General features: G+C 55.0%; 20 protein-coding genes. 1 reads left to right on the forward strand and 19 read right to left on the reverse strand.

The window, feature by feature from the left end; translation table 11 throughout:
* Nucleotides 1–8: 8 nt before the first annotated feature.
* The 19 genes from AC5TBW_RS18790 to salA form a co-directional block, all read right to left on the reverse strand.
* Nucleotides 9–812 carry a universal stress protein gene (locus tag AC5TBW_RS18790; RefSeq protein ID WP_495510014.1) on the reverse strand — a complete coding sequence of 268 codons (804 nt, stop codon included), beginning with the start codon at nt 810–812 and terminating at the stop codon, nt 9–11.
* Nucleotides 813–849: 37 nt separating this feature from the next.
* The gene (locus AC5TBW_RS18795) at nt 850–2049 is read right to left on the reverse strand and encodes a benzoate/H(+) symporter BenE family transporter (RefSeq protein ID WP_495510015.1); all 1200 of its coding nucleotides are present in this window, start codon (nt 2047–2049) and stop codon (nt 850–852) included.
* Nucleotides 2050–2129: 80 nt separating this feature from the next.
* Nucleotides 2130–2861, reverse strand: a complete 732-nt coding sequence (locus tag AC5TBW_RS18800) for an ABC transporter ATP-binding protein (protein WP_240718402.1) — start codon at nt 2859–2861, stop codon at nt 2130–2132.
* Nucleotides 2858–3625 (reverse strand): ABC transporter ATP-binding protein, encoded by a 768-nt coding sequence (locus tag AC5TBW_RS18805; RefSeq protein ID WP_495510016.1) that lies wholly within the window; start codon nt 3623–3625, stop codon nt 2858–2860. Before AC5TBW_RS18805 ends, AC5TBW_RS18800 begins: the two co-directional genes overlap by 4 nt.
* On the reverse strand, nt 3622–4695 hold the full coding sequence (locus tag AC5TBW_RS18810; protein WP_495510017.1) for a branched-chain amino acid ABC transporter permease: 1074 nt from the start codon (nt 4693–4695) through the stop codon (nt 3622–3624). The genes AC5TBW_RS18805 and AC5TBW_RS18810 overlap by 4 nt, the downstream gene beginning before the upstream one ends.
* Nucleotides 4696–4707: 12 nt before the next feature.
* Entirely contained in the window at nt 4708–5568 is an 861-nt protein-coding gene (locus tag AC5TBW_RS18815) for a branched-chain amino acid ABC transporter permease (protein ID WP_035563485.1), read from the reverse strand.
* Between the two features lie 65 nt (nt 5569–5633).
* A complete protein-coding gene (locus AC5TBW_RS18820; protein ID WP_035563482.1) occupies nt 5634–6806 on the reverse strand; it encodes an ABC transporter substrate-binding protein in 1173 nt (390 codons plus the stop codon).
* A gap of 81 nt (nt 6807–6887) precedes the next feature.
* Nucleotides 6888–7376: a benzoate 1,2-dioxygenase small subunit gene (gene benB / locus AC5TBW_RS18825; RefSeq protein ID WP_035563479.1), complete on the reverse strand. Its 489-nt coding sequence runs from the start codon at nt 7374–7376 to the stop codon at nt 6888–6890.
* 33 nt (nt 7377–7409) lie between these two features.
* Nucleotides 7410–8777: a Rieske 2Fe-2S domain-containing protein gene (locus AC5TBW_RS18830; RefSeq protein WP_035563477.1), complete on the reverse strand. Its 1368-nt coding sequence runs from the start codon at nt 8775–8777 to the stop codon at nt 7410–7412.
* 96 nt (nt 8778–8873) lie between these two features.
* Nucleotides 8874–9845, reverse strand: a complete 972-nt coding sequence (gene catA / locus AC5TBW_RS18835; protein WP_495510018.1) for a catechol 1,2-dioxygenase — start codon at nt 9843–9845, stop codon at nt 8874–8876.
* Nucleotides 9846–10384: 539 nt separating this feature from the next.
* The gene (locus tag AC5TBW_RS18840) at nt 10385–11629 is read right to left on the reverse strand and encodes a benzoate/H(+) symporter BenE family transporter (RefSeq protein WP_240720589.1); all 1245 of its coding nucleotides are present in this window, start codon (nt 11627–11629) and stop codon (nt 10385–10387) included.
* 71 nt (nt 11630–11700) lie between these two features.
* Nucleotides 11701–12486, reverse strand: a complete 786-nt coding sequence (benD, locus tag AC5TBW_RS18845; RefSeq protein WP_495510019.1) for a benzoate diol dehydrogenase BenD — start codon at nt 12484–12486, stop codon at nt 11701–11703.
* Nucleotides 12483–13508 (reverse strand): benzoate 1,2-dioxygenase electron transfer component BenC, encoded by a 1026-nt coding sequence (gene benC / locus AC5TBW_RS18850; RefSeq protein WP_240720587.1) that lies wholly within the window; start codon nt 13506–13508, stop codon nt 12483–12485. Before benC ends, benD begins: the two co-directional genes overlap by 4 nt.
* 24 nt (nt 13509–13532) lie before the next feature.
* Complete coding sequence (benB, locus tag AC5TBW_RS18855) at nt 13533–14021, reverse strand: benzoate 1,2-dioxygenase small subunit (RefSeq protein ID WP_035563479.1); 489 nt, start codon at nt 14019–14021, stop codon at nt 13533–13535.
* Between the two features lie 33 nt (nt 14022–14054).
* Nucleotides 14055–15422 (reverse strand): Rieske 2Fe-2S domain-containing protein, encoded by a 1368-nt coding sequence (locus tag AC5TBW_RS18860; RefSeq protein WP_035563477.1) that lies wholly within the window; start codon nt 15420–15422, stop codon nt 14055–14057.
* Nucleotides 15423–15518: 96 nt separating this feature from the next.
* Nucleotides 15519–16490, reverse strand: coding sequence for a catechol 1,2-dioxygenase (catA, locus tag AC5TBW_RS18865; protein ID WP_495510020.1), 972 nt, complete (start codon nt 16488–16490; stop codon nt 15519–15521).
* Nucleotides 16491–16553: 63 nt separating this feature from the next.
* Entirely contained in the window at nt 16554–16844 is a 291-nt protein-coding gene (catC, locus tag AC5TBW_RS18870) for a muconolactone Delta-isomerase (protein ID WP_495510021.1), read from the reverse strand.
* Nucleotides 16845–16916: 72 nt separating this feature from the next.
* The gene (locus AC5TBW_RS18875) at nt 16917–18035 is read right to left on the reverse strand and encodes a muconate/chloromuconate family cycloisomerase (protein ID WP_495510022.1); all 1119 of its coding nucleotides are present in this window, start codon (nt 18033–18035) and stop codon (nt 16917–16919) included.
* Nucleotides 18036–18404: 369 nt separating this feature from the next.
* Nucleotides 18405–19685: a salicylate 1-monooxygenase gene (gene salA / locus AC5TBW_RS18880; RefSeq protein ID WP_495510023.1), complete on the reverse strand. Its 1281-nt coding sequence runs from the start codon at nt 19683–19685 to the stop codon at nt 18405–18407.
* A 204-nt stretch (nt 19686–19889) separates the two neighbouring features.
* On the opposite strand from salA, the gene AC5TBW_RS18885 reads away from it, so the two are divergent.
* Nucleotides 19890–20795, forward strand: coding sequence for a LysR family transcriptional regulator (locus AC5TBW_RS18885; protein WP_495510024.1), 906 nt, complete (start codon nt 19890–19892; stop codon nt 20793–20795).
* Nucleotides 20796–20808 lie beyond the last annotated feature (13 nt).

A 20808-nucleotide genomic window follows, 5' to 3' on the forward strand; every position in this document is an offset into this window, starting at 1 on the left:
CCCTTCCTTTATGGGCGCAGTACGGCCACTGGGCAGGACGTTTCGTGCAGCACTTCATGGCTAACGCTGCCAGCCACTACTTGCGAAAGACCACTACGCCCATGAGTTGTCATGGCAAGCATCGTATTATGGCTACCCGCTAAGTAGCTGACGATAGAGGCCGCAGGGTCACCATGCAGCACCTCCCAATCAACCTCTAACGCTTGCTCGCTCTCGATACGGCGTGCCAAAGCGGACAAATAAGCTGACTCCATGACATCGGTATGGCCTAGCGTCGTTGGTTTTCTATCGCCATTGGTATCCATCACCTGCAGAAGCTGCAAACGAGCTCCCAACCGCTTCACCAAGGCTGAGGCATAGGGCAAGATTTTCTCGGATAGCTTAGAACCATCGACGCAAACGGCTAACACTTCAACACGCTGGTGAGAACGGCTGTCATAGCGTGGGCCGCACAAGTAAACCGGACGATGGGCTCGACGTACAACACCGGCAGTTACACTGCCTATTAGCATTTCGGGCACCGGGCGGCGACCATGGGCCATCATACATAGCCCGGTCTCTTCACGGCTGGCAAGCTCACCGAGGTACTCCTTGGCGCTATCATGGGAAACGACATCAATGTGTACTGTTTCGAAATGATGCGCCGATAGGCGCTCCTGCAGTTTAACGCGCCTGGAGACTATCTCATCCTGCACTGGCACCACTGAGATAGCGCTTACATCTATGCCTAGTTGGTTTGCAAACTTCTGACCAAACTCCAGTGCATGCAAAGAACCTTCACTATCATCAATTGCCACAACGATCTTTTCCATGATTACACTCCAACTACCGCTTAAGTAGTATCTACTGTTATTGGGTTTTATGGTTAAGCGAGTTAAAACGTCGATGCAGCAGGTTGTAGGCAAGGGCACCAACAACGACTCCCCAAAAGGCAGAGCCTAGTCCTAAAAAGCTAACGCCAGATGCCGTGGCAATGAAGGTAATAACAGAGGCTTCCAGATGGTTTTTTTCGGCAGCGAACGCACTGATATTGCTACTGATGGCGCCAATAAGTGCTAGGCCCGCAAGTACAGCCACAAATTCCCCCGGCAATGAGGTAAATAGCGCCACAATAGTGCCAGCAAAGATGCCACCAATTAGATAGAAAACGCCGTTCGCCACTCCAGCAACATAGCGTTTATCAGGGTCTTCGTGCGCTTCCTTGCTCGTGCAGATAGCTGCCGTAATCGCTGCGATCACCGTCGTGATACCGCCGAAAAAAGCGGTGAAGAACGATGTTAAACTGGCCACAATAACGATTGGCTTGGCCGGGGTGGAGTAACCTGAGGTGCGTAAAATGGCCATGCCGGGTAAGAACTGCCCCGTCAGACTTACCAAGACCAGCGGAATAGCCAGGCTCAAGGTAGCGTTCCATGTCCACTCGGGGCGGATAAACTGTGGGTCCGCAAACTGAACGGAAACACCTTCCAGACTTGCGCCTTCTAACAAAACCGCCAAAGTAACCCCGGCAATTAAAAGCAGCACTAAGCTGTAGCGCGGCGTAAGTCGCTTAAATAGTAAATAAGCGATAATCATACCAATCGCCAACGCCGGTACGCTTTCCAAGGAGACGAAGACTCCTACACCAAATTGGAACAGAATTCCCGCCATCATCGCGCTGGCGATACCAGGAGGGATCATTCGAATGATTCTGTCAAAAGAGCCGGTAACACCAATCAAAAAAATAATAACCGCCGCCGTCAGGTAAGCACCTATAGCTTCATTGAGGGACAGGCCTGGGAAGAGTGTCACTAATAACGCAGTGCCAGGTGCCGACCAGGCGGTAACCACCGGCACTTTCAACCACAGGCTTAGAAGGATACCCGAGACAGCTGCGCCGATAGAGATTGCCCAGACCCAAGACGTCATCATGGCGTTGGATATCTCGGCGCTCTGAGCTGCCTGAAAAAAGATTGCCAAGGGGCCAGAGTAAGAGACCAGCACTGCCACAAAGCCAGCAGCGATTGCAGGAATCGACAGGTCCTTTAGCAATTGCTTGTGAAATTGCATGCAACACATTTCCCTGTATCAATGAATTTAACGCGATAGCCAACATCAATTCCGGCAAGCATCCGCTTGCCGGAGCCATGTCAGGCGACCCCGAGATGGGTTTCAAGGATTGAAGGATTGTCTTTTAGCCCCTGGGAATCACCGCTATAGACCACTTCTCCCTTTACCAGCAGCAAGTGTTTTTCAGCTATATCCAGCAGGTTGTCGATATTTTTATCGACGATAATGGTCGATATGCCAGTGGCCTTGATCTCTCGTATGATCTTCCAGATTTCATCTCGAATCAGCGGCGCAAGCCCTTCAGTCGCCTCGTCAAGAATCATCAGATCGGGATTTGTCGTCAACGCGCGACCAATCGAGAGCATTTGCTGCTCGCCGCCCGAGAGAAAAGAGCCATCGTGGTTAATACGTTGGCCCAAGCGCGGAAACGTATCCAGGACTCGCTCCAGCGTCCAAGGAGACTCTCCTCGCGCATTGGGGCGTGCGGCCATAATTAGGTGCTCACGCACACTGATACCTGGAAAAATACCGCGTCCTTCCGGCACGTACCCGATGCCTTGACGAATCAGCTGCCAAGGACGTCGCTTAGTGGCAGAGACCCCTTTGATAAAAACCTCGCCTCGGCGTGGTGGAACAAAGCCAAGAATCGACTTCAGCGTCGTGGTCTTGCCCATCCCGTTACGCCCCAGAAGACTCAGCGTTTCGCCAGGCATTAGAGTCAAATCTACCCCATGCAAAATATGGCTCTCACCGTAGTAAGTGTGCAGCCCTCGGGCATCAATCAATGGTGTATTGGTTTGCTCAGCGCTCATGCGGTTGCCCCCTCATCGTGGCGTCCCAGGTAGACATCGCGCACCTTTTCGCTGGAGCGTATCTGTTCTGTCGGCCCGCTCTCTAAAACGCACCCATCGACCATAACGGTGATACGATCTGCAAGCCGGAACACCGAATCCATGTCGTGCTCTATCAATACCAGCGTGTAGCGATCTGTTAGGCTCGCGAGTAATTCAGTGACCTGAACGGTTTCCTCTCGTCCCATTCCTGCCATCGGCTCATCGAGTAGCATCACCGAGGGTGCCGTCGCCAATACCATTGCGATCTGCAGTTGGCGCTGTTCGCCATAGCTCATGTCTGATGCGGTCGTATAAGCGCGGTGATTCAATTGACAGGTATCCAGCACTTCCTGAGCTCGCTCGCTCACCTGCCGCGCGGTGTGTCGCGAACGCCAACTACCAAACACGCCGCCCATATGAATACGCGCTGCCAGCTCGCAGTTCTGCAGGCAATTCAGGCGTGGAAATATGTTGGTCTTCTGGTGGCTACGACCAATCCCCATGCGCGCAATCTGCCGCGCGCTTTTTCCTTGAATGGGACGATCTTTATAGATCACCTTTCCTTCAGAAGGCGGGATCTCCCCGGAAAGCAGATTGATCAAAGTGCTTTTACCGGCGCCATTAGGACCCAAAATGGCATGTATTTCGTTGGATTTAACATCAAAATCAACGTCATTCACCGCCACTAAACCGCCAAAGCGCCGGGTCAAACCCTGGGTGGCCAAAACAATTTCGTTGCTCATGGCTTAGCTCTCCTTGCGCTGGGGGCGGGCTTAGCGGAAAGAGCCACCTGCGCCTTCCCATGCTCAGACGCAGTTCTGGGTTCTGTTTGGCGCTTGCTGCGCCAGGGTGGCGCGATAATCAAGCCCGCAATACCCCTTGGGAGCACCAGTACGGCAATGATAATGGTCAGGCCCATCAAAATAGGCCAGTGAGTCGTGGCATGCTCATAGATATAGAGCAGAATTTCGTAAGCAAAGGCGCCTAATATGGGGCCAAAGATAGTACCCATGCCGCCTAAAATGAGCATCATCAGCACTTCGCCAGAGGTGTGCCAGCCAAGCTGAGCCGGGTTGGCGAAGCCATACTGCATTGCCGCTAACATGCCAGCAATTGCCGCCATCACCCCAGCGATAACAAAGGCGACTAGTTTGTAGCCGCTAGTGGCATAGCCTAAGGCCTGCATACGGTGCTCGTTATCATGAATACCATCGAGCACTTGGCCGAAGTAAGAGCGCGTCAACCAGCGTAGAAATAAGAAGCCAATCAGCAGCATTCCCAAGCAGAAGTAGAAGAAGCTGTAAGGGTTATCCAGGTTTACCAGCGAGGTTTCACCTATCGTCAGACTGGGGCGGAACATGATAAAGACGCCGTCGGTGCCCCCTGCCAGCGGGGAGGTACTAATGAAGTAGTAAAGCATCTGGCCAAACGCCAGTGTTGTCATGATAAAGAAGATGCCCTTAGTGCGGATCACTAAGACGCCAACGATTAGCCCAACACAAGCTGAGACACCCATGACAAGAGGCAGCATCCACCACATTGATGCCGGCCTAAAGTCAGGGCTGGCTAACGCCAGGGTATACGCTCCCAACCCGAAGAAGAGCGCATGCCCTAGACTGACTAAGCCCACAATGCCGACCAACAGATCCAGGCTCATAGCAAACAGCGCCAGGATTAGCATGAGTGTTAGTTTCTCTAACATGAAGTTGGCCTGATTGCCGAACACGGCTTCTCCCCAGAGAGGAAAGGCAGCTACCAACGCCGTTAACACCAGCATGATGTAGGCAACGCGCTTGGGATATCTATGTAACATTGCTTAATCTCCTCACGCGAACAGGCCGCGCGGTTTCACCAGCAACACCGCCGCCATGATCAGGTAAATCACCATGCTGGCGAGGCTGGGGATGAGCACCGCCCCAAAAGTGGTGGCCATGCCAATGATAATGGCGCCCCAAAAGGCTCCTTTAATAGAACCAATCCCACCGATGACCACGACAACAAAGCAGGTGATGAGAATGCTATCGCCCATGCCAGGCGCGATGGAGGTGAGTGGCGCGGCGATCATTCCCGCGAAGGCGGTAAGCGCCACACCGACGCTGAAAATCAGCGTAAAGAGGGTACGGACGTTGATCCCCAGCCCTTCCACCATGTCGCGGTTGGCGGCACCGGCGCGAATGATGATGCCCAGCCGTGTATGGCGCATCACCCAATAAATCACCCCAGCCAATGCTAGGCACACGCCCATCACAAACAGGCGATAGACCGAGTACTGCAGGTTATCCGTCAGTTGAATACTGGCATCAAACGGTGCGGGCACCGCAACACGATGCACATCGCCACCCCAGATAATCCGCTGCGCTTCGTTGAGTACTAAAATCAGCCCGAAGGTCAGCAGTACCTGATACAGATGGTCACGCTTGTAAAGCGTATCGAGAAACAGGCGCTCGATGATGAGCCCCAGAACAATAGCGATGGGGATGGCCGCCAGCATGGCCAGCCAAAAATTACCCAGCCGCAGGGTAAGGTCGTAAACCAGATAGGCACCTATCATATACATGGCGCCGTGGGCCAAGTTGATGATTCCCATAATGCCGAAAATCAACGTCAAACCGCTGGCAATTAAGAAGAGCAGCAGGCCGTACTGCAAACCGTTAAGTAGCTGTACGCTGAAAAATGCGAGATCCATAAGATCCCTCCGAGAATCAGAATGAGGGGCGGGGTTGCCCCGCCCCAGAGTGATGCAAGATGCCGTTATATCTGGCAAGCGTCATCAGGGACTTCAAGATTCTCGGAAGCGATACTGACGACCTCATGTTTGCCGTCGCGAATCTCGCGCAGATACACATTCTGGATAGGGTGGTGGGAATCAGAGAAGCTGAGCGGCCCACGGGGACTCGCCAGTTGCACATTGGCTAACACATCGATCAAACGCTCGCGATCCGAGGTATCACCGCCAAGCACTTCAAGCGCCTGAACCAGCATCATGCCCGTGTCGTAACCTTGTACAGCGTAGGTGTCCGGAGTTTCCCCGTAGGCATTCTCGTAGGCTGATACGAAGGACTGATTAGCGTCATTTTCGAGGGTCTCTGCATAGTGCAGCGTGGTCATTACGCCTTCACCTGCATCGCCCAGGGCTGTTAAATTACCCTCAGTAAGGAAGCCGGAACCTAATAACGGAATGCTTTCTTTGAGCCCGGCTGCGGCATAATCCCGAACAAAGCTAACGCCGCCACCGCCCGCAAAGAAGGTGTAAACCGCGTCAGGCTCAAGACTGGCAATTTGCGTCAGGTAACTCTGAAATTCCGTGCTGGGGAATGGCACTAAAATTTGCTCGACGATTTCACCACCTTCAGCGATAAATGCTTCCTCAAAGCCTGCCAAATCTTCCTTGCCACCAGCGTAATCCCAAGTAATGGTTACAATCTTGCGATGCCCTTGATCGTAAGCCACTTTGCCCATGGGGTAGCTGTCTTGCCACATGCTGAACGAGGTGCGGAACACGTTTGGCATGCATAGCTCATTAGTAGCGGCTCCCAATCCCGCATTAGGAATAATGGTGATGGCACCGGTCTGTTTGGCCACTCGCAACATGCCCATGGCAACACCCGAGTGTACGGGCCCAATCACGAAATCCACATCGTCGCCATTGACCAGACGACTCATGTTTTGAGGCGCTTTAGATGGATCAGCTTCCGAATCTAGCTCAATGTATTCCACCTCGCGGCCGCCCAACTGACCGCCCTCCTCCTCAATGGCCAATTTCAAACCATTAGTGATGGCCTCTCCAAGGGCGGTGTAGGTACCTGAATAGGGAAGCATCAAGCCAAGTTTCACCGGATCTTCATTGGCGACGACACTTCCTGCTGTCAGCATGGCAGTGGCACTAAGGAGCGTGGCTAGGGAAGTCTTTTTAAATGTTTTCATTATATTTTCACCAGGGTTCAGTTGTTATGGAGTTGTTTTGGCTACGAATACAGCAGTAAGCGACATCCCTGTCCCATCAGGTCACACGTGGTACACGTCGATGACCTGGTGGATATAGTCGTTATTCAACTGCACGACTTTTCTTGTGATTAACGGGCTCTCTCCCGACACGTCCAGGGTGTAGAAGCACGTGCCGAAGAAGCTGTCGGTCTTCTTGTAACGGTGGTTGAGCGTGTGCCAGTTAAAGCGCAGTTCCACCGTGTCACCGTCTTGCGACAGGATTTCCAGGTTGGTCACCTGGTGGGTGGTGCGCGGCTCCGGCGTACTGGCCCCGCTGCGTTCGGTCTTGATCCGGTACACCCGGTCTTCCAGCCCGTCGCGGTTGGGGTAGTAGATCAACGAGATCTCGCTGTGCGGGTCGCGGGTGAGCTGGTCGTCGTCGTCCCAGGCGGGCATCCAGAACTCGGCGTCCTTGCGATACAGTGCGAGCCACTCGTCCCATTCGCGGTCGTCCAGCAGGCGGCCTTCGCGGTATAAAAAGGCTTGGATGTCGTGATAGCTAATGCTCATGTCACTTCTCTCCTCTCTTCAGGCGCTGGGCGCTTAGGCGGACGCGGTGGCGATAAACTGGCTGCGCTCTTTGTCGATGGCGCGCAGCATTTCGTCGACCCAGTGCTTGTGGTGCAGCACGTAGAGCCCTTCGTCTTCCGGTGAGGCGCCGCTGAGCAGGGGCTTCATGTCGATCGCTTGGGCCGTTTCGTCGGCGCCTTCGATCCACTGTTGGGCCCCGCGGGAGAGGTCGTTCCATTCCGCCAGCGCGCCGTTGTAACCTTCCTGGCAGGCGCGGAACTCTTCCAGGTCGTCGGGGGTGCCCATGCCGGAGACGTTGAAGAAGTCTTCGTACTGACGGATACGGACTTCCCGGTCTTCGGCGGCTTCACCTTTGGGCGCGAAGCAGTAAATCGTGACTTCGGTTTTATCCACGGCGACCGGGCGAATCACGCGGATTTGCGTGGAGAACTGATCCATCAAATAAACGTTGGGGTAGAGGCAGAGGTTGCGCGTCTGGTTGACGATGGAGTCGGCCCGGGCATCGCCCAGCTGCTCCTGGATCCAGTCCTTATGCTGATAGACCGGGCGAACTTCCGGGTTAAGCAGCCGGGTCCACAGCATCATGTGGCCGTTTTCATAGGAGTAGAAGCCGCCTTTGCTCTTCGACCAGCCGTCAGCGTCCACCGCTTTGGTGCCGCCGGCGTCGTAGTTGCGGCGTTCCATGGTGGAGGCATAGTTCCAGTGCACGGAGCTGACGTGGTAGCCGTCGGCGCCGTTTTCGGCCTGGAGCTTCCAGTTGCCGGTGTAAGTGTAGGACGAGGTACCGCGCAGAATTTCCAGGCCTTCGGGGGCCTGGTCGACGATGTTGTCGATGATCTTGGTGGTTTCGCCGAGGTGTTGTTCAAGCGGGACGACATCGTCACTCAGGCTGCCAAACAGGAAGCCTTTGTAGTTCTCGAAGCGCGCTAGGCGCTTGAGGTTGTGGGAGCCGTCCTGTTTGAAGTTATCCGGGTAAGCGCCGTTCTTCTCGTTTTTGGCTTTGAGCAGTTGGCCGTCGTTTTTGAACGTCCAGCCGTGGAACGGGCAGGTGAAGGTGCCTTTGTTGCCACGCTTGCGGCGGCAAAGGGTGGCACCGCGGTGGGCGCAGGCGTTAATCAGGCCGTGCAACTCGCCCTGCTTGTCGCGGGTGATGACGATCGGCTGACGGCCAACGGTGGTGGTGAAGTAGTCTCCCGGCTCGGCGATTTGGCTCTCGTGGGCCAGAAATACCCAGTTGCCTTCGAAGATGTGCTTCATCTCCAGTTCGAAGAAGGCGGGGTCGGTGAACATGCTGCGGTGGCAGCGGAAGATGCCCTGGGCGGGGTCGTCCTGGACGGCGCCGCGCACGCGGGCTTCGAGCTGATCAAGCTGTGTGGTCATGATCTCTCTCCTCAATACGGTGGCATAACCTGGGAATAGCGCTGATGCGTTAGACGATGAGCAGTTAGGCCATCATCAGCGCGAGGCTATAGAGCGTTAAACCTTGGCGGTTCCGGCGAGCTGGCTGGCAAGATCCTGCTCGTCTTCTTTGGCGCGTGGTCGGGCGTGACGCACCTGCAGCTCAGGCGCCTCGGCGGGGGCCAGCGCCACATCGAACACCACGTGGGAGAACGGGCCGTCCAGGTCACGCTTGGCGATCTCGGCGGGGTCTTCAATCCGCTCGGCGGGCACGACCAGTTCTTCGCGGGTGGCAAAGGCGAAGTCGTCATAGGTGTAGGGGTCGCCTGCCAGGTTGATCTGGGTGGTCAGGTGCTGGTGGCCCGGGGCGGAGACGAAGTAGTGGATATGCGCCGGGCGTTCGCCGTGGCGCCCCAGTGACTTGAGCACCACATCGGTGGGGGCGCCTTCGGGCACGCCGTAACCCGAGGGAATAATGCTGCGCGCGGTGTAGCGGCCATCGCTGTCGGTATAGATCGTGCGGCGCAGGTTGTACTCGGATTGCGAGGGATCAAAGAACGAATAGCCACCCTGGGAGTTGGCGTGCCAGATCTCGACCTTGGCACCGGCAATCGGGGTGCCGTCGACATCGCGGACTTGGCCGGTCAGCCACATGGTCTCGCCGTCGGTCGCTTCGTCGTCCAGGCGGGCAAAGCCGTCCGCTTCCGGGGCGCCGGCCACGTACAGCGGGCCTTCGATAGTGCGCGGGGTGCCACCGGTGCGCTGGGCTTCGGCGTCGATGGCGTCCTGGCGCATATCGAGGAAGTGGTCAAAGCCGAGCCCGGGCGAAAGCAGACCGAACTGGGTCTGGCTGCCCAGGGCATTGAGCAGGTTGACGCCCGCCCAGTACTCCTCTTCGGTGACATCGAAATCGTCGATCAGCTTGAACAGGTCACCGACCAGGCGGTGGACGATTTGCTTGGCGCGGTCATTGCCGCCGGTTTGATCGAAGCCGGCCACGGTGTTGATGAAGTCCTGAACCTCAGGCGTATCGAATATCTTCACGGTCATGGTGTAACCCTATCGTTGGATTTTTATCGTTGTCTTGGTGCCCGGCGATAGCGGTAGTGCATTCAAGGGGAAGATGAAGAAACGTCTATCTAGGGCCTAAAGACGACAGTTGTTGTTGTGTTCGCCCCCAATATCGTCCAGTCCATACCCACTGGACCAATATCGTTTGAGTACCTTTCCATACTTCATAGGTATCTCGACTGGATTGATATTCTTCCTTTCAACTATCTAAGTGATTAACGTAAAAAAACTCTTAATCCTTTATTTATAAAGAAAAATTTTCAAATGGAGAGAATGAGATGACTAACAACCTTCAATCTAAATTGTCTTTTATTTACGCTTTAAATCGATATCACGGTTTTTGTAGGGCATAACGTTCCCTACTCCTGATCCAAAGGAGTAACTATCGACTTCCACTTACGACAAAAGAATAAGAGGCAATAAAAAAGGAAGCAGCGCACAAAAAAGGCCCGTACTGCAAAAGCGGATACGGGCCAACGAGGATAACCATTATCAAATTGCTAACGTTGCGTGGGGGTCTAGCCGCTCTTCTTGGCAGCCTCGCGAATGAAGATGAACTCGAAGTCCTTGGTTTCGAATATTGCCGAGACAACGACGCCCAGTACTAACGCCCAAAAAGTGGCACCTATCCCAAGCATCTGGATGCCAGAAGCAGCAATTAGAAAGGCAAATAGCGCACCTATTTCATGTTTCTTGCCAGAGAATGCGATGGACATCGACGAGGTGATCACGCGCATAAGTGCCAGCCCGGCGATAATGGCAATAAAGTAGCGCGGAGTTGCCTCCAATAGGCTGACCACATAACCGTAAAAAGGCGCAGCAACCACGAAAATAGCCCCAGCAATTACAGCCGCTACCCAACGTTTATCATGAGACCCAGCTTCCGGTGAGGCGCAGACACCGGTCATAGGCGCGGCAATGCAGGTACTGTGCAAATTGAAAAAAGCCGACACCATGGTGCCTATGCCGCCCACCGCCGTGATCGCATTAGCGGGTACTTCTTTATAACCCATCCCTTTTACTAAACCGACGCCCGCGGGTGTCTCCATTCCTACCAGGATGATGGCAAGAGGCAAACCGTACGTTAGAAAGGCACCCAACGTGAATTCTGGGACAATGAACTCGGGGAAACGGATCGTCGCCTCAATACCGGAAAGGTCCACACCGGTCGCTATTAGGTACAGAATTCCAGCTAACATCGCGACAATCAGGGGCGGAACCTTACGAAACAGCCGTGCAGAAAAGAAGAAAGCCAGAATCATGATAGAGGCTGGCACAATAGCACTCTCCAGAGGCTTCACCATATTGAGTCCAAAACTCAACAGCATACCGCCCACCATGCCCATGACAATCGGCATAGGGATTAGCCGCATCACAATCCCCATCACCCCGGTCACACCAGCGACCAGCGTGATAGCACCGGCAATCAAACTCGCCCCTAGCGCGGCCTCCAGCCCTATAACAGGGATGACCGCTGCGAACATCAAAGCACCGGGAATGGAGTTGGCCATCGGCAGCGGCAAGCGGTAGTAAGCTGGCATGAAAAGCCCAAACAAGCCATTGATCATCAAGTAGCTGATGACCCAGAGCATAATAAAGGAGGAGTCTAGACCCGCAGACGTGCCAGCACTGATGTGAACGACCCCAACGCTGAGCCCTAAAATACCGGCGACTAAGCCTGTACTGGCATTATCGACATTGAGGTCGCGTAGGAAATCGCGGGGCGCATGCCTGAGGCTGACGCCTTTCTCAATATGTTTCACGGTTTTCTCCAGGGGATTACTTTACTTAGAGTTATCATTAATACTTCTTTAGAATTATCTTAGTTAATCTGCTAATAGCCCTGGTCACCACCGCCCACTGGCAGCACGCTGCCGGTGATGTAGCTCGCCTCATCTGAGGCCAGGAACAGAATCGGCGCAGCCATCTCGTCGAGCGTGCCGTAGCGTTTCATCAGGCAGCTCTGCTTGGTCTGGTCGATATGTGCCTGGAACCATGCCCGTTCGGTCTCGTTGCGAGGCTCGGGCGTGCCGCGGGAGATACGGCGCGGCGGTGCTTCAGTGCCACCGATGGCAGCGGCCGCCACGCGGATGCCAGCATCAGCGTATTCGAAAGCCAGTGACTCGGTCAGCGCATTGACCCCACCCTTGGCTGCCGAGTAAGGGATCCGGTGGATGCCCCGCGCCGCTACGGAAGAAACATTGACGATCACGCCGCTACCCTGCGCTACCATGGTCGGCAGTACCGCGCGGCAGCACCAAAGCGTGGGCATTAAAGAGCGGTTAATCTCTGCAATAACTTGCGCTTCAGTGAACTCGGTAAACGGCTTAAAGTTAATTGCACCACCTACGTTGTTCACTAGAATATCGATACGGCCAAAGTGAGAGAGCGTCTCCTGAATCACTTTCTCGGCACCATCACAGGTCTCTAGATCCGCTTGTACCGCGATCACTTCACACCCCTGCTGACTGATTCCAGCCACCACTTCATGGATGTAATCATCGCGATCTACCAGAACTAAACGTGCCTCTTCCGCGGCTGCGCGTTCAGCAACTCGCCGCCCAATTCCCTGAGCGGCACCGGTAATCACCATCACTTTGCCTTGAAAGCGGTGTGTCATGATGTACTCCCTGCTTCATTGGGGGTGAACTTCTCGTAGTGAAAGCTCTGTGGCTCAATGCCTTCCGCGTCAAAGTATTTCAGCACGGCATCGACCATTGGAGGCGGGCCACACAGGTAAACGTCCACATCACCGTCATGCATGACAGCAGCGTCCATGTGGTGGGTCACATACCCTTTAAGCGGATGCTCGCTGGACTCATCAACCACCACCGTGGCGTAGCTGAAGCTTGGCAGTTTCTCAGCGAAGGCGTCTAAGGCGTCGGTTTTGACCAAGTGATCGTCTTTATTGACGCCATATATCATATGGATGGGTGCGTCACAGCCTTTCTCAACCAATTGCGCCAACATAGACAAGAACGGTGCCAGTCCCGTGCCGCCAGCCAGCATCAACACCGGGCGTTTCACTTCGCGCAAGTAGAAGCTACCCAGCGGCCCAGTCAGCGTAAGCTTTTCGCCCACTGCGGCACGCTCAGTTAGATAACCGCTCATTACCCCATTGGGAATGTTACGGATCAAGAAAGTGGCGCGCTTCTCCCCCGGCTGTGAGCTAAAGGAATAGGAGCGGTGTACCTCGGTGCCGGGTACATCAATATGGATATATTGCCCCGGTAAAAAGGCAAGGCCCTCCTCATCGTCCAGCTCAACCGCGAGTTCAATGCTATCTTCAGAGAGTTGTTCAACTGCGGTAACCGTGCCTTCAACCTTGCCTACCTGTGTTTTACACAGCGTGGAGGCTACGGGCACTTGGATAACGCAGTCCGAAGAAGGCACCATCTGACACGTGAGCACTTGGCCTTCTGCAGCTTCTTCGTCAGAAAGCGCGTCTTCCAGATATTCGTCACCCATGTCGAATTCGCCCTGCTCGCAGTGGCCTTTACAGGTACCACATACGCCGTCGGAGCAGTCCATCGGCAGGTTAACTTTTTGCCGGTAAGCGGCGTCGAGAACGGTTTCTCCCTCTTTACAGCCAATGAAGCGGGTGACGCCATCTTCGAAGTTGAGGGCTATGGTATAGCTCATGGTTAACTCTCCTTTCCTATCAGGTCACACGTGATACACGTCAATGACCTGATGGATATAGTCGTTATTCAACTGCACGACTTTTCTTGTGATTAACGGGCTCTCTCCCGACACGTCCAGGGTGTAGAAGCACGTGCCGAAGAAGCTGTCGGTCTTCTTGTAACGGTGGTTGAGCGTGTGCCAGTTAAAGCGCAGTTCCACCGTGTCACCGTCTTGCGACAGGATTTCCAGGTTGGTCACCTGGTGGGTGGTGCGCGGCTCCGGCGTACTGGCCCCGCTGCGTTCGGTCTTGATCCGGTACACCCGGTCTTCCAGCCCGTCGCGGTTGGGGTAGTAGATCAACGAGATCTCGCTGTGCGGGTCGCGGGTGAGCTGGTCGTCGTCGTCCCAGGCGGGCATCCAGAACTCGGCGTCCTTGCGATACAGTGCGAGCCACTCGTCCCATTCGCGGTCGTCCAGCAGGCGGCCTTCGCGGTATAAAAAGGCTTGGATGTCGTGATAGCTAATGCTCATGTCACTTCTCTCCTCTCTTCAGGCGCTGGGCGCTTAGGCGGACGCGGTGGCGATAAACTGGCTGCGCTCTTTGTCGATGGCGCGCAGCATTTCGTCGACCCAGTGCTTGTGGTGCAGCACGTAGAGCCCTTCGTCTTCCGGTGAGGCGCCGCTGAGCAGGGGCTTCATGTCGATCGCTTGGGCCGTTTCGTCGGCGCCTTCGATCCACTGTTGGGCCCCGCGGGAGAGGTCGTTCCATTCCGCCAGCGCGCCGTTGTAACCTTCCTGGCAGGCGCGGAACTCTTCCAGGTCGTCGGGGGTGCCCATGCCGGAGACGTTGAAGAAGTCTTCGTACTGACGGATACGGACTTCCCGGTCTTCGGCGGCTTCACCTTTGGGCGCGAAGCAGTAAATCGTGACTTCGGTTTTATCCACGGCGACCGGGCGAATCACGCGGATTTGCGTGGAGAACTGATCCATCAAATAAACGTTGGGGTAGAGGCAGAGGTTGCGCGTCTGGTTGACGATGGAGTCGGCCCGGGCATCGCCCAGCTGCTCCTGGATCCAGTCCTTATGCTGATAGACCGGGCGAACTTCCGGGTTAAGCAGCCGGGTCCACAGCATCATGTGGCCGTTTTCATAGGAGTAGAAGCCGCCTTTGCTCTTCGACCAGCCGTCAGCGTCCACCGCTTTGGTGCCGCCGGCGTCGTAGTTGCGGCGTTCCATGGTGGAGGCATAGTTCCAGTGCACGGAGCTGACGTGGTAGCCGTCGGCGCCGTTTTCGGCCTGGAGCTTCCAGTTGCCGGTGTAAGTGTAGGACGAGGTACCGCGCAGAATTTCCAGGCCTTCGGGGGCCTGGTCGACGATGTTGTCGATGATCTTGGTGGTTTCGCCGAGGTGTTGTTCAAGCGGGACGACATCGTCACTCAGGCTGCCAAACAGGAAGCCTTTGTAGTTCTCGAAGCGCGCTAGGCGCTTGAGGTTGTGGGAGCCGTCCTGTTTGAAGTTATCCGGGTAAGCGCCGTTCTTCTCGTTTTTGGCTTTGAGCAGTTGGCCGTCGTTTTTGAACGTCCAGCCGTGGAACGGGCAGGTGAAGGTGCCTTTGTTGCCACGCTTGCGGCGGCAAAGGGTGGCACCGCGGTGGGCGCAGGCGTTAATCAGGCCGTGCAACTCGCCCTGCTTGTCGCGGGTGATGACGATCGGCTGACGGCCAACGGTGGTGGTGAAGTAGTCTCCCGGCTCGGCGATTTGGCTCTCGTGGGCCAGAAATACCCAGTTGCCTTCGAAGATGTGCTTCATCTCCAGTTCGAAGAAGGCGGGGTCGGTGAACATGCTGCGGTGGCAGCGGAAGATGCCCTGGGCGGGGTCGTCCTGGACGGCGCCGCGCACGCGGGCTTCGAGCTGATCAAGCTGTGTGGTCATGATCTCTCTCCTCAATACGGTGGCATAACCTGGGAATAGCGCTGATGCGTTAGACGATGAGCAGTTAGGCCATCATCAGCGCGAGGCTATAGAGCGTTAAACCTTGGCGGTTCCGGCGAGCTGGCTGGCAAGATCCTGCTCGTCTTCTTTGGCGCGTGGTCGGGCGTGACGCACCTGCAGCTCAGGCGCCTCGGCGGGGGCCAGCGCCACATCGAACACCACGTGGGAGAACGGGCCGTCCAGGTCACGCTTGGCGATCTCGGCGGGGTCTTCAATCCGCTCGGCGGGCACGACCAGTTCTTCGCGGGTGGCAAAGGCGAAGTCGTCATAGGTGTAGGGGTCGCCTGCCAGGTTGATCTGGGTGGTCAGGTGCTGGTGGCCCGGGGCGGAGACGAAGTAGTGGATATGCGCCGGGCGTTCGCCGTGGCGCCCCAGTGACTTGAGCACCACATCGGTGGGGGCGCCTTCGGGCACGCCGTAACCCGAGGGAATAATGCTGCGCGCGGTGTAGCGGCCATCGCTGTCGGTATAGATCGTGCGGCGCAGGTTGTACTCGGATTGCGAGGGATCAAAGAACGAATAGCCACCCTGGGAGTTGGCGTGCCAGATCTCGACCTTGGCACCGGCAATCGGGGTGCCGTTGACGTCGCGGACCTGGCCGGTCAGCCACATGGTCTCGCCGTCGGTCGCTTCGTCGTCCAGGCGGGCAAAGCCGTCCGCTTCCGGGGCGCCGGCCACGTACAGCGGGCCTTCGATAGTGCGCGGGGTGCCACCGGTGCGCTGGGCTTCGGCGTCGATGGCGTCCTGGCGCATATCGAGGAAGTGGTCAAAGCCGAGCCCGGGCGAAAGCAGACCGAACTGGGTCTGGCTGCCCAGGGCATTAAGCAGATTGACCGCCGCCCAGTACTCCTCTTCGGTGACATCGAAATCGTCGATCAGCTTGAACAGGTCACCGACCAGGCGGTGGACGATTTGCTTGGCGCGGTCATTGCCGCCTGACTGATCAAAGCCGGCCACGGTTTTAACAAACGCTTGAACGTCGGGGGTGTCGAATATCTTCACGGTCATGGTGAAAACCTCTTTTTTTATAAACTATTATTTTATTAATGGAGCTGGCGTTTAGGTGCTTAATTAACTGTCGTCGTCACGGACCGAGGAAGGGTGGCGACACAGCGGCTTGACGCTAATGTCCATATAGGGAAACAGCGGCAGGTTGCTGACCAGCTGTTGGAGTTCGGCGTTGTCTTCCACGTCAAAAATACTGACGTTCGAGTAGCTACCCGCCACCCGCCACAAGTGGCGCCATTTGCCTTGGTTCTGTAAGTCTTGTGAATATGCTTTTTCAGTCGTCTTAATTTTAGCCGCTTGTTCTGCTGGCATATCGGGCGGCAACTTAACGGTCATTTCTACTTGAAACAGCATACGTCTCTCCTCTGTCATCGCTGGCTAACACGCAAACGGTTGCTTTATTTATATGGTTTTATTTACGTACGTTTATTTACGCGAATAGTGAGCCAATTTATCTTCGTCGAGTGTGATGCCTAGCCCCGCGCCTTGCGGCAGCTCTACGCCAAACTCGGTGTAATTAAGGGGTTCAACGACAATGTCATCTTTGAGCAGCAATGGACCAAACATCTCGGTCCCCCAGGCCATTTCCGGCAAGGTTGCCCAAGCATGAAGTGAAGCAGCAGTGCCGATGGAGCCTTCTAGAAGGGTGCCGCCATAGAGACCGATACCCGCCGCCTGGGCGATATGTGCTAGTTCCAGAGCACCGTAAATACCGCCGGATTTGGCAATCTTCAGAGCGAAAGCGCCACTAAAACCGCTGCATATCAGGTCCAGCCCATCGCGGGCATCCTGAACACCTTCGTCCGCAAGCATGGGCACATTGAAGCGGTTTGCTAACCGCACCAGACCAGCATGTTCACGGGCGGGAATGGGCTGCTCGATGAGTTCTATGCCGGCGTCCTGCAGCGCCTGAATCCCCCGTACCGCCGTGGATTCATCCCAAGCCTGGTTAACGTCGACACGCACGCTGGCACGATCTCCCAATGCCTCTTTGATAGCTGCCACATGCTGCACATCCTGATCTACTGGGTTGGCGCCGATTTTCAGTTTGAAATCGCAATGCCGACGCTGCTCTAAACGCAGCATCGCCTCATCAATATCTTTAGCGGTATCGCCGCTGGCTAATGTCCAAAGTACAGGCAAGTGTTCCTGGCGAGAGCCACCTAGTAATTCAGCCACACTTAACCCCAGTCGCTTACCCTGGGCATCTAATAGCGCAGTCTCAAGCGCCGATTTGGCAATCATATTGCCACGGGCGTGGCGGTGAAGGCGGGAACGCAACTGGTGGACATTGCTGGAGGGCTGGCCTATCAGAAGGGGTGCCAAGTAGGTGTCGATATTACGCTTGATACTCTCCGGGCTTTCTGGACCGTAGGCGAGGCCACCGATGGTGGTGCCTTCACCGAGTCCTTCGATACCGTCGGAGTGGCGCATCCGCACTATGACCATGGTTTGGCAGGCCATGGTGGTCATGGAAAGTTTGTGAGGACGGATGGTCGGTAAATCGACCAGCAACGTCTCAATATGTTGGATGACGGTTGACATGGAGGCTCCGGCGTCTGGCAATCATTTGACTGGATATCAGTTTGATTGGCGTTACACGACGGAACCAATATTGTTTAGGTGCTTGGCTATACCGAGCAGGTATCACGACAGGGTGATGACTGCTTAGTTTTTAGCGGGCAACCACCTTTATTTAACCATTTCATCTTCTGATCAGCTTTTTAAGCTCTACTTTCATTCATTAATTTTCACTATTAATCAATATCTTGCATAATAATCTGACATTTTGACAGCGATTTACCCGCAAATGGTTGGCGTAATGATTGGTAAACCATAGCAATGCGTTTAGTACATAATGTCTGCGACTAACTATTAAGGGGGCGGCACACTTGCCCCCTTCGCCACTGCCCCCTAGATGGCTAACGCTACTATCCGCTGAGCCGCCATTACATCGGCGTGAGGGTCGTGGTTCCAGAGCCATTCGAAGCGCTTTTCCAGGTTATCGATCAACTTGGCTTCATCAGCACCAATGTTTTCACCTGAATATTCATAGACATCGCCTGCTTCATGGGAGGTACGCTGTACCTTACAGGTGCGATCATGACGCACCTGCTCAAAGGCGGATAAAACAGTTTCCACGTTCTGGCGGCTGGTATCAGCTATCAGGCTGGCCAGCACATAGGCGTCTTCAAGTGCCTGACCGGCCCCGGCCCCCTGGTGGGGCACTAAAGCATGAGCAGCATCGCCAACAATCAGTACTCGGCCACGATGGTAACGGGCAAGCTCCGGTAACTCGTGCAGCGCCCAGCGCGTTGGCTCAGGAATGCATTCAAGAATGGCTTGGCACGCCGGGCTCCAACTTTCAAATACGGCCAACATTTCTTGCGGGCTGACAGCTTGAACCCACTCTTCGCCTTCGGGTAATTTAGGGCTCGGTACAGAGCGATCCGTAATGAAGGCCACGACGTTAACGAGCTGAGACTGTTTAACTGGGAAGGTCAGAATATGGCGATCTTTGCCAAGGTACATCTGAGGCACCAATGCCAGACGCTTCTCGCTACCTTTCGCCTCTAAAGCCGTTTCTAGATCCCGGGTGGGAATCATTCCACGATAAGCGTAAGTGCCACTCCAGAACGGCGTAATTTCGCCGTATTGTTCTGGGGGTAACACATGGGGGCGTACCGCCGACTTAATGCCGTCAAACCCGATGATCACATCACCCGTAAAGTGAGTGCCATCGTCGAAGCTGGCGGTGGCGCTATCGGCGTCTTGCTTAACGTCTATACAGCGTTTACCAAAGTGGGCAATTCCCTCAGGCAGATTCGCAACAATAGCACCTAGAAAATCGGCACGGTGTACCGACGACTGCCCCACCCCCGGCGCCAGGCTGGCGGTAAGGTAGGTATCATCTTTACCACGACGCCACTCAAACCAGACATCCTCAAACGGCGCTGGTGAAGCGTCGGCGATACATTGATAAGAAGCCTCCAGTCCTAACAGTCGAATGGCCTTCACCGCATTGGGGCCAAAAGAGACGCCCGCACCAATCTCGGAGAACTGGGGAGCCGCTTCGAACAGTTGCACGTCGAGATGCTGATGGCGTGATAGCGCAACGGCTAAGGCGACGCCGCCGATTCCACCGCCCACGATGCCAATCGAAAGTCGTTTCTGCTGAGTCTGTTTGGCTGGCATGTTTTCACTCCGCTCAGGAATTTATCGTTATCATGTTGAGCTTTATGCTCTTCCCCTAACGCTATTAGGATGAAACAGCGGTCACCACACAGTCCTCTTCATTTAGGCTATAAACGGCGCTAATAACAATATGAAACAACAAGTTAAAAACCTTAACTACGGCTGGAGTAGACTATTGTCGAACATCCGGCATGGCGCATCCTGATGGTTAAACTAGCCAATATCGACCTGAACTTGCTAGTTGTGTTTGATCTGCTTTACCAAGAGCAAAACACTCAGCGGGTAGCGCTACGCCTAGGTATTACACAGCCAGCGGTGAGTCATGCACTGAAGCGCTTACGCCACTTACTGAATGACGAACTTTTCGAGCGCACCTCGCAAGGGCTACAGCCAACGTCACGCGCTAACCAGCTTCACCCCGGCATTGCGGATGCATTGGCACGCATGAGTGACACCTTAAACCTAAACGATGTTTTTAATCCGGCGCTGAGTGAACGCACCTTTAATCTCAACATGACGGATATTGGCGAAATTGTCTTTTTACCGCGCTTACTTCAGCATCTCTCACACTTAGCACCAGGCGTCTCGCTTAGCACTGTGCGCAGCCACAATAACGGTCTGAAGTATGAGATGGAGGAGGGGCAGATTGATCTGGCTATTGGGTTGATCCCACAGCTGGGAGCCGGTTTCTATCAGCAGCGGCTATTTGTACAACGCTATGTCTGCCTAATGCGTCATGACCATCCCTTAGCAACAGGCGACTTTAGCTTAGAGGCGTTTCGCTCAGCCCATCATGCCGTCGTAGTTGCTCAGGGAACTGGCCACGGGATGGTAGAAAAGCAGCTTGGCCGCGCTGGGGTCCTTCGCCCCGTCAGGCTAACGCTGCCGAACTTCGCCGCCGTTCCCTATATCGTTAGTAGCAGCGATCTGATAGTAACGGTGACCGACAAGTTAGCCGAGGCAACCCGAGTACGTTTCGGGTTAGCCGTTCGTGAGCACCCGCTAACGTTCCCAGAAATCCCGATTAATCTTTTCTGGCACCGTCGTTATCATCAAGACCCGGGCAATCGCTGGCTGCGCGAGCTGATATTTTCTATGTTTTCTGAGTAGGTGCCATTAAAGC

Source organism: Vreelandella sp. ssv (assembly GCF_059448525.1).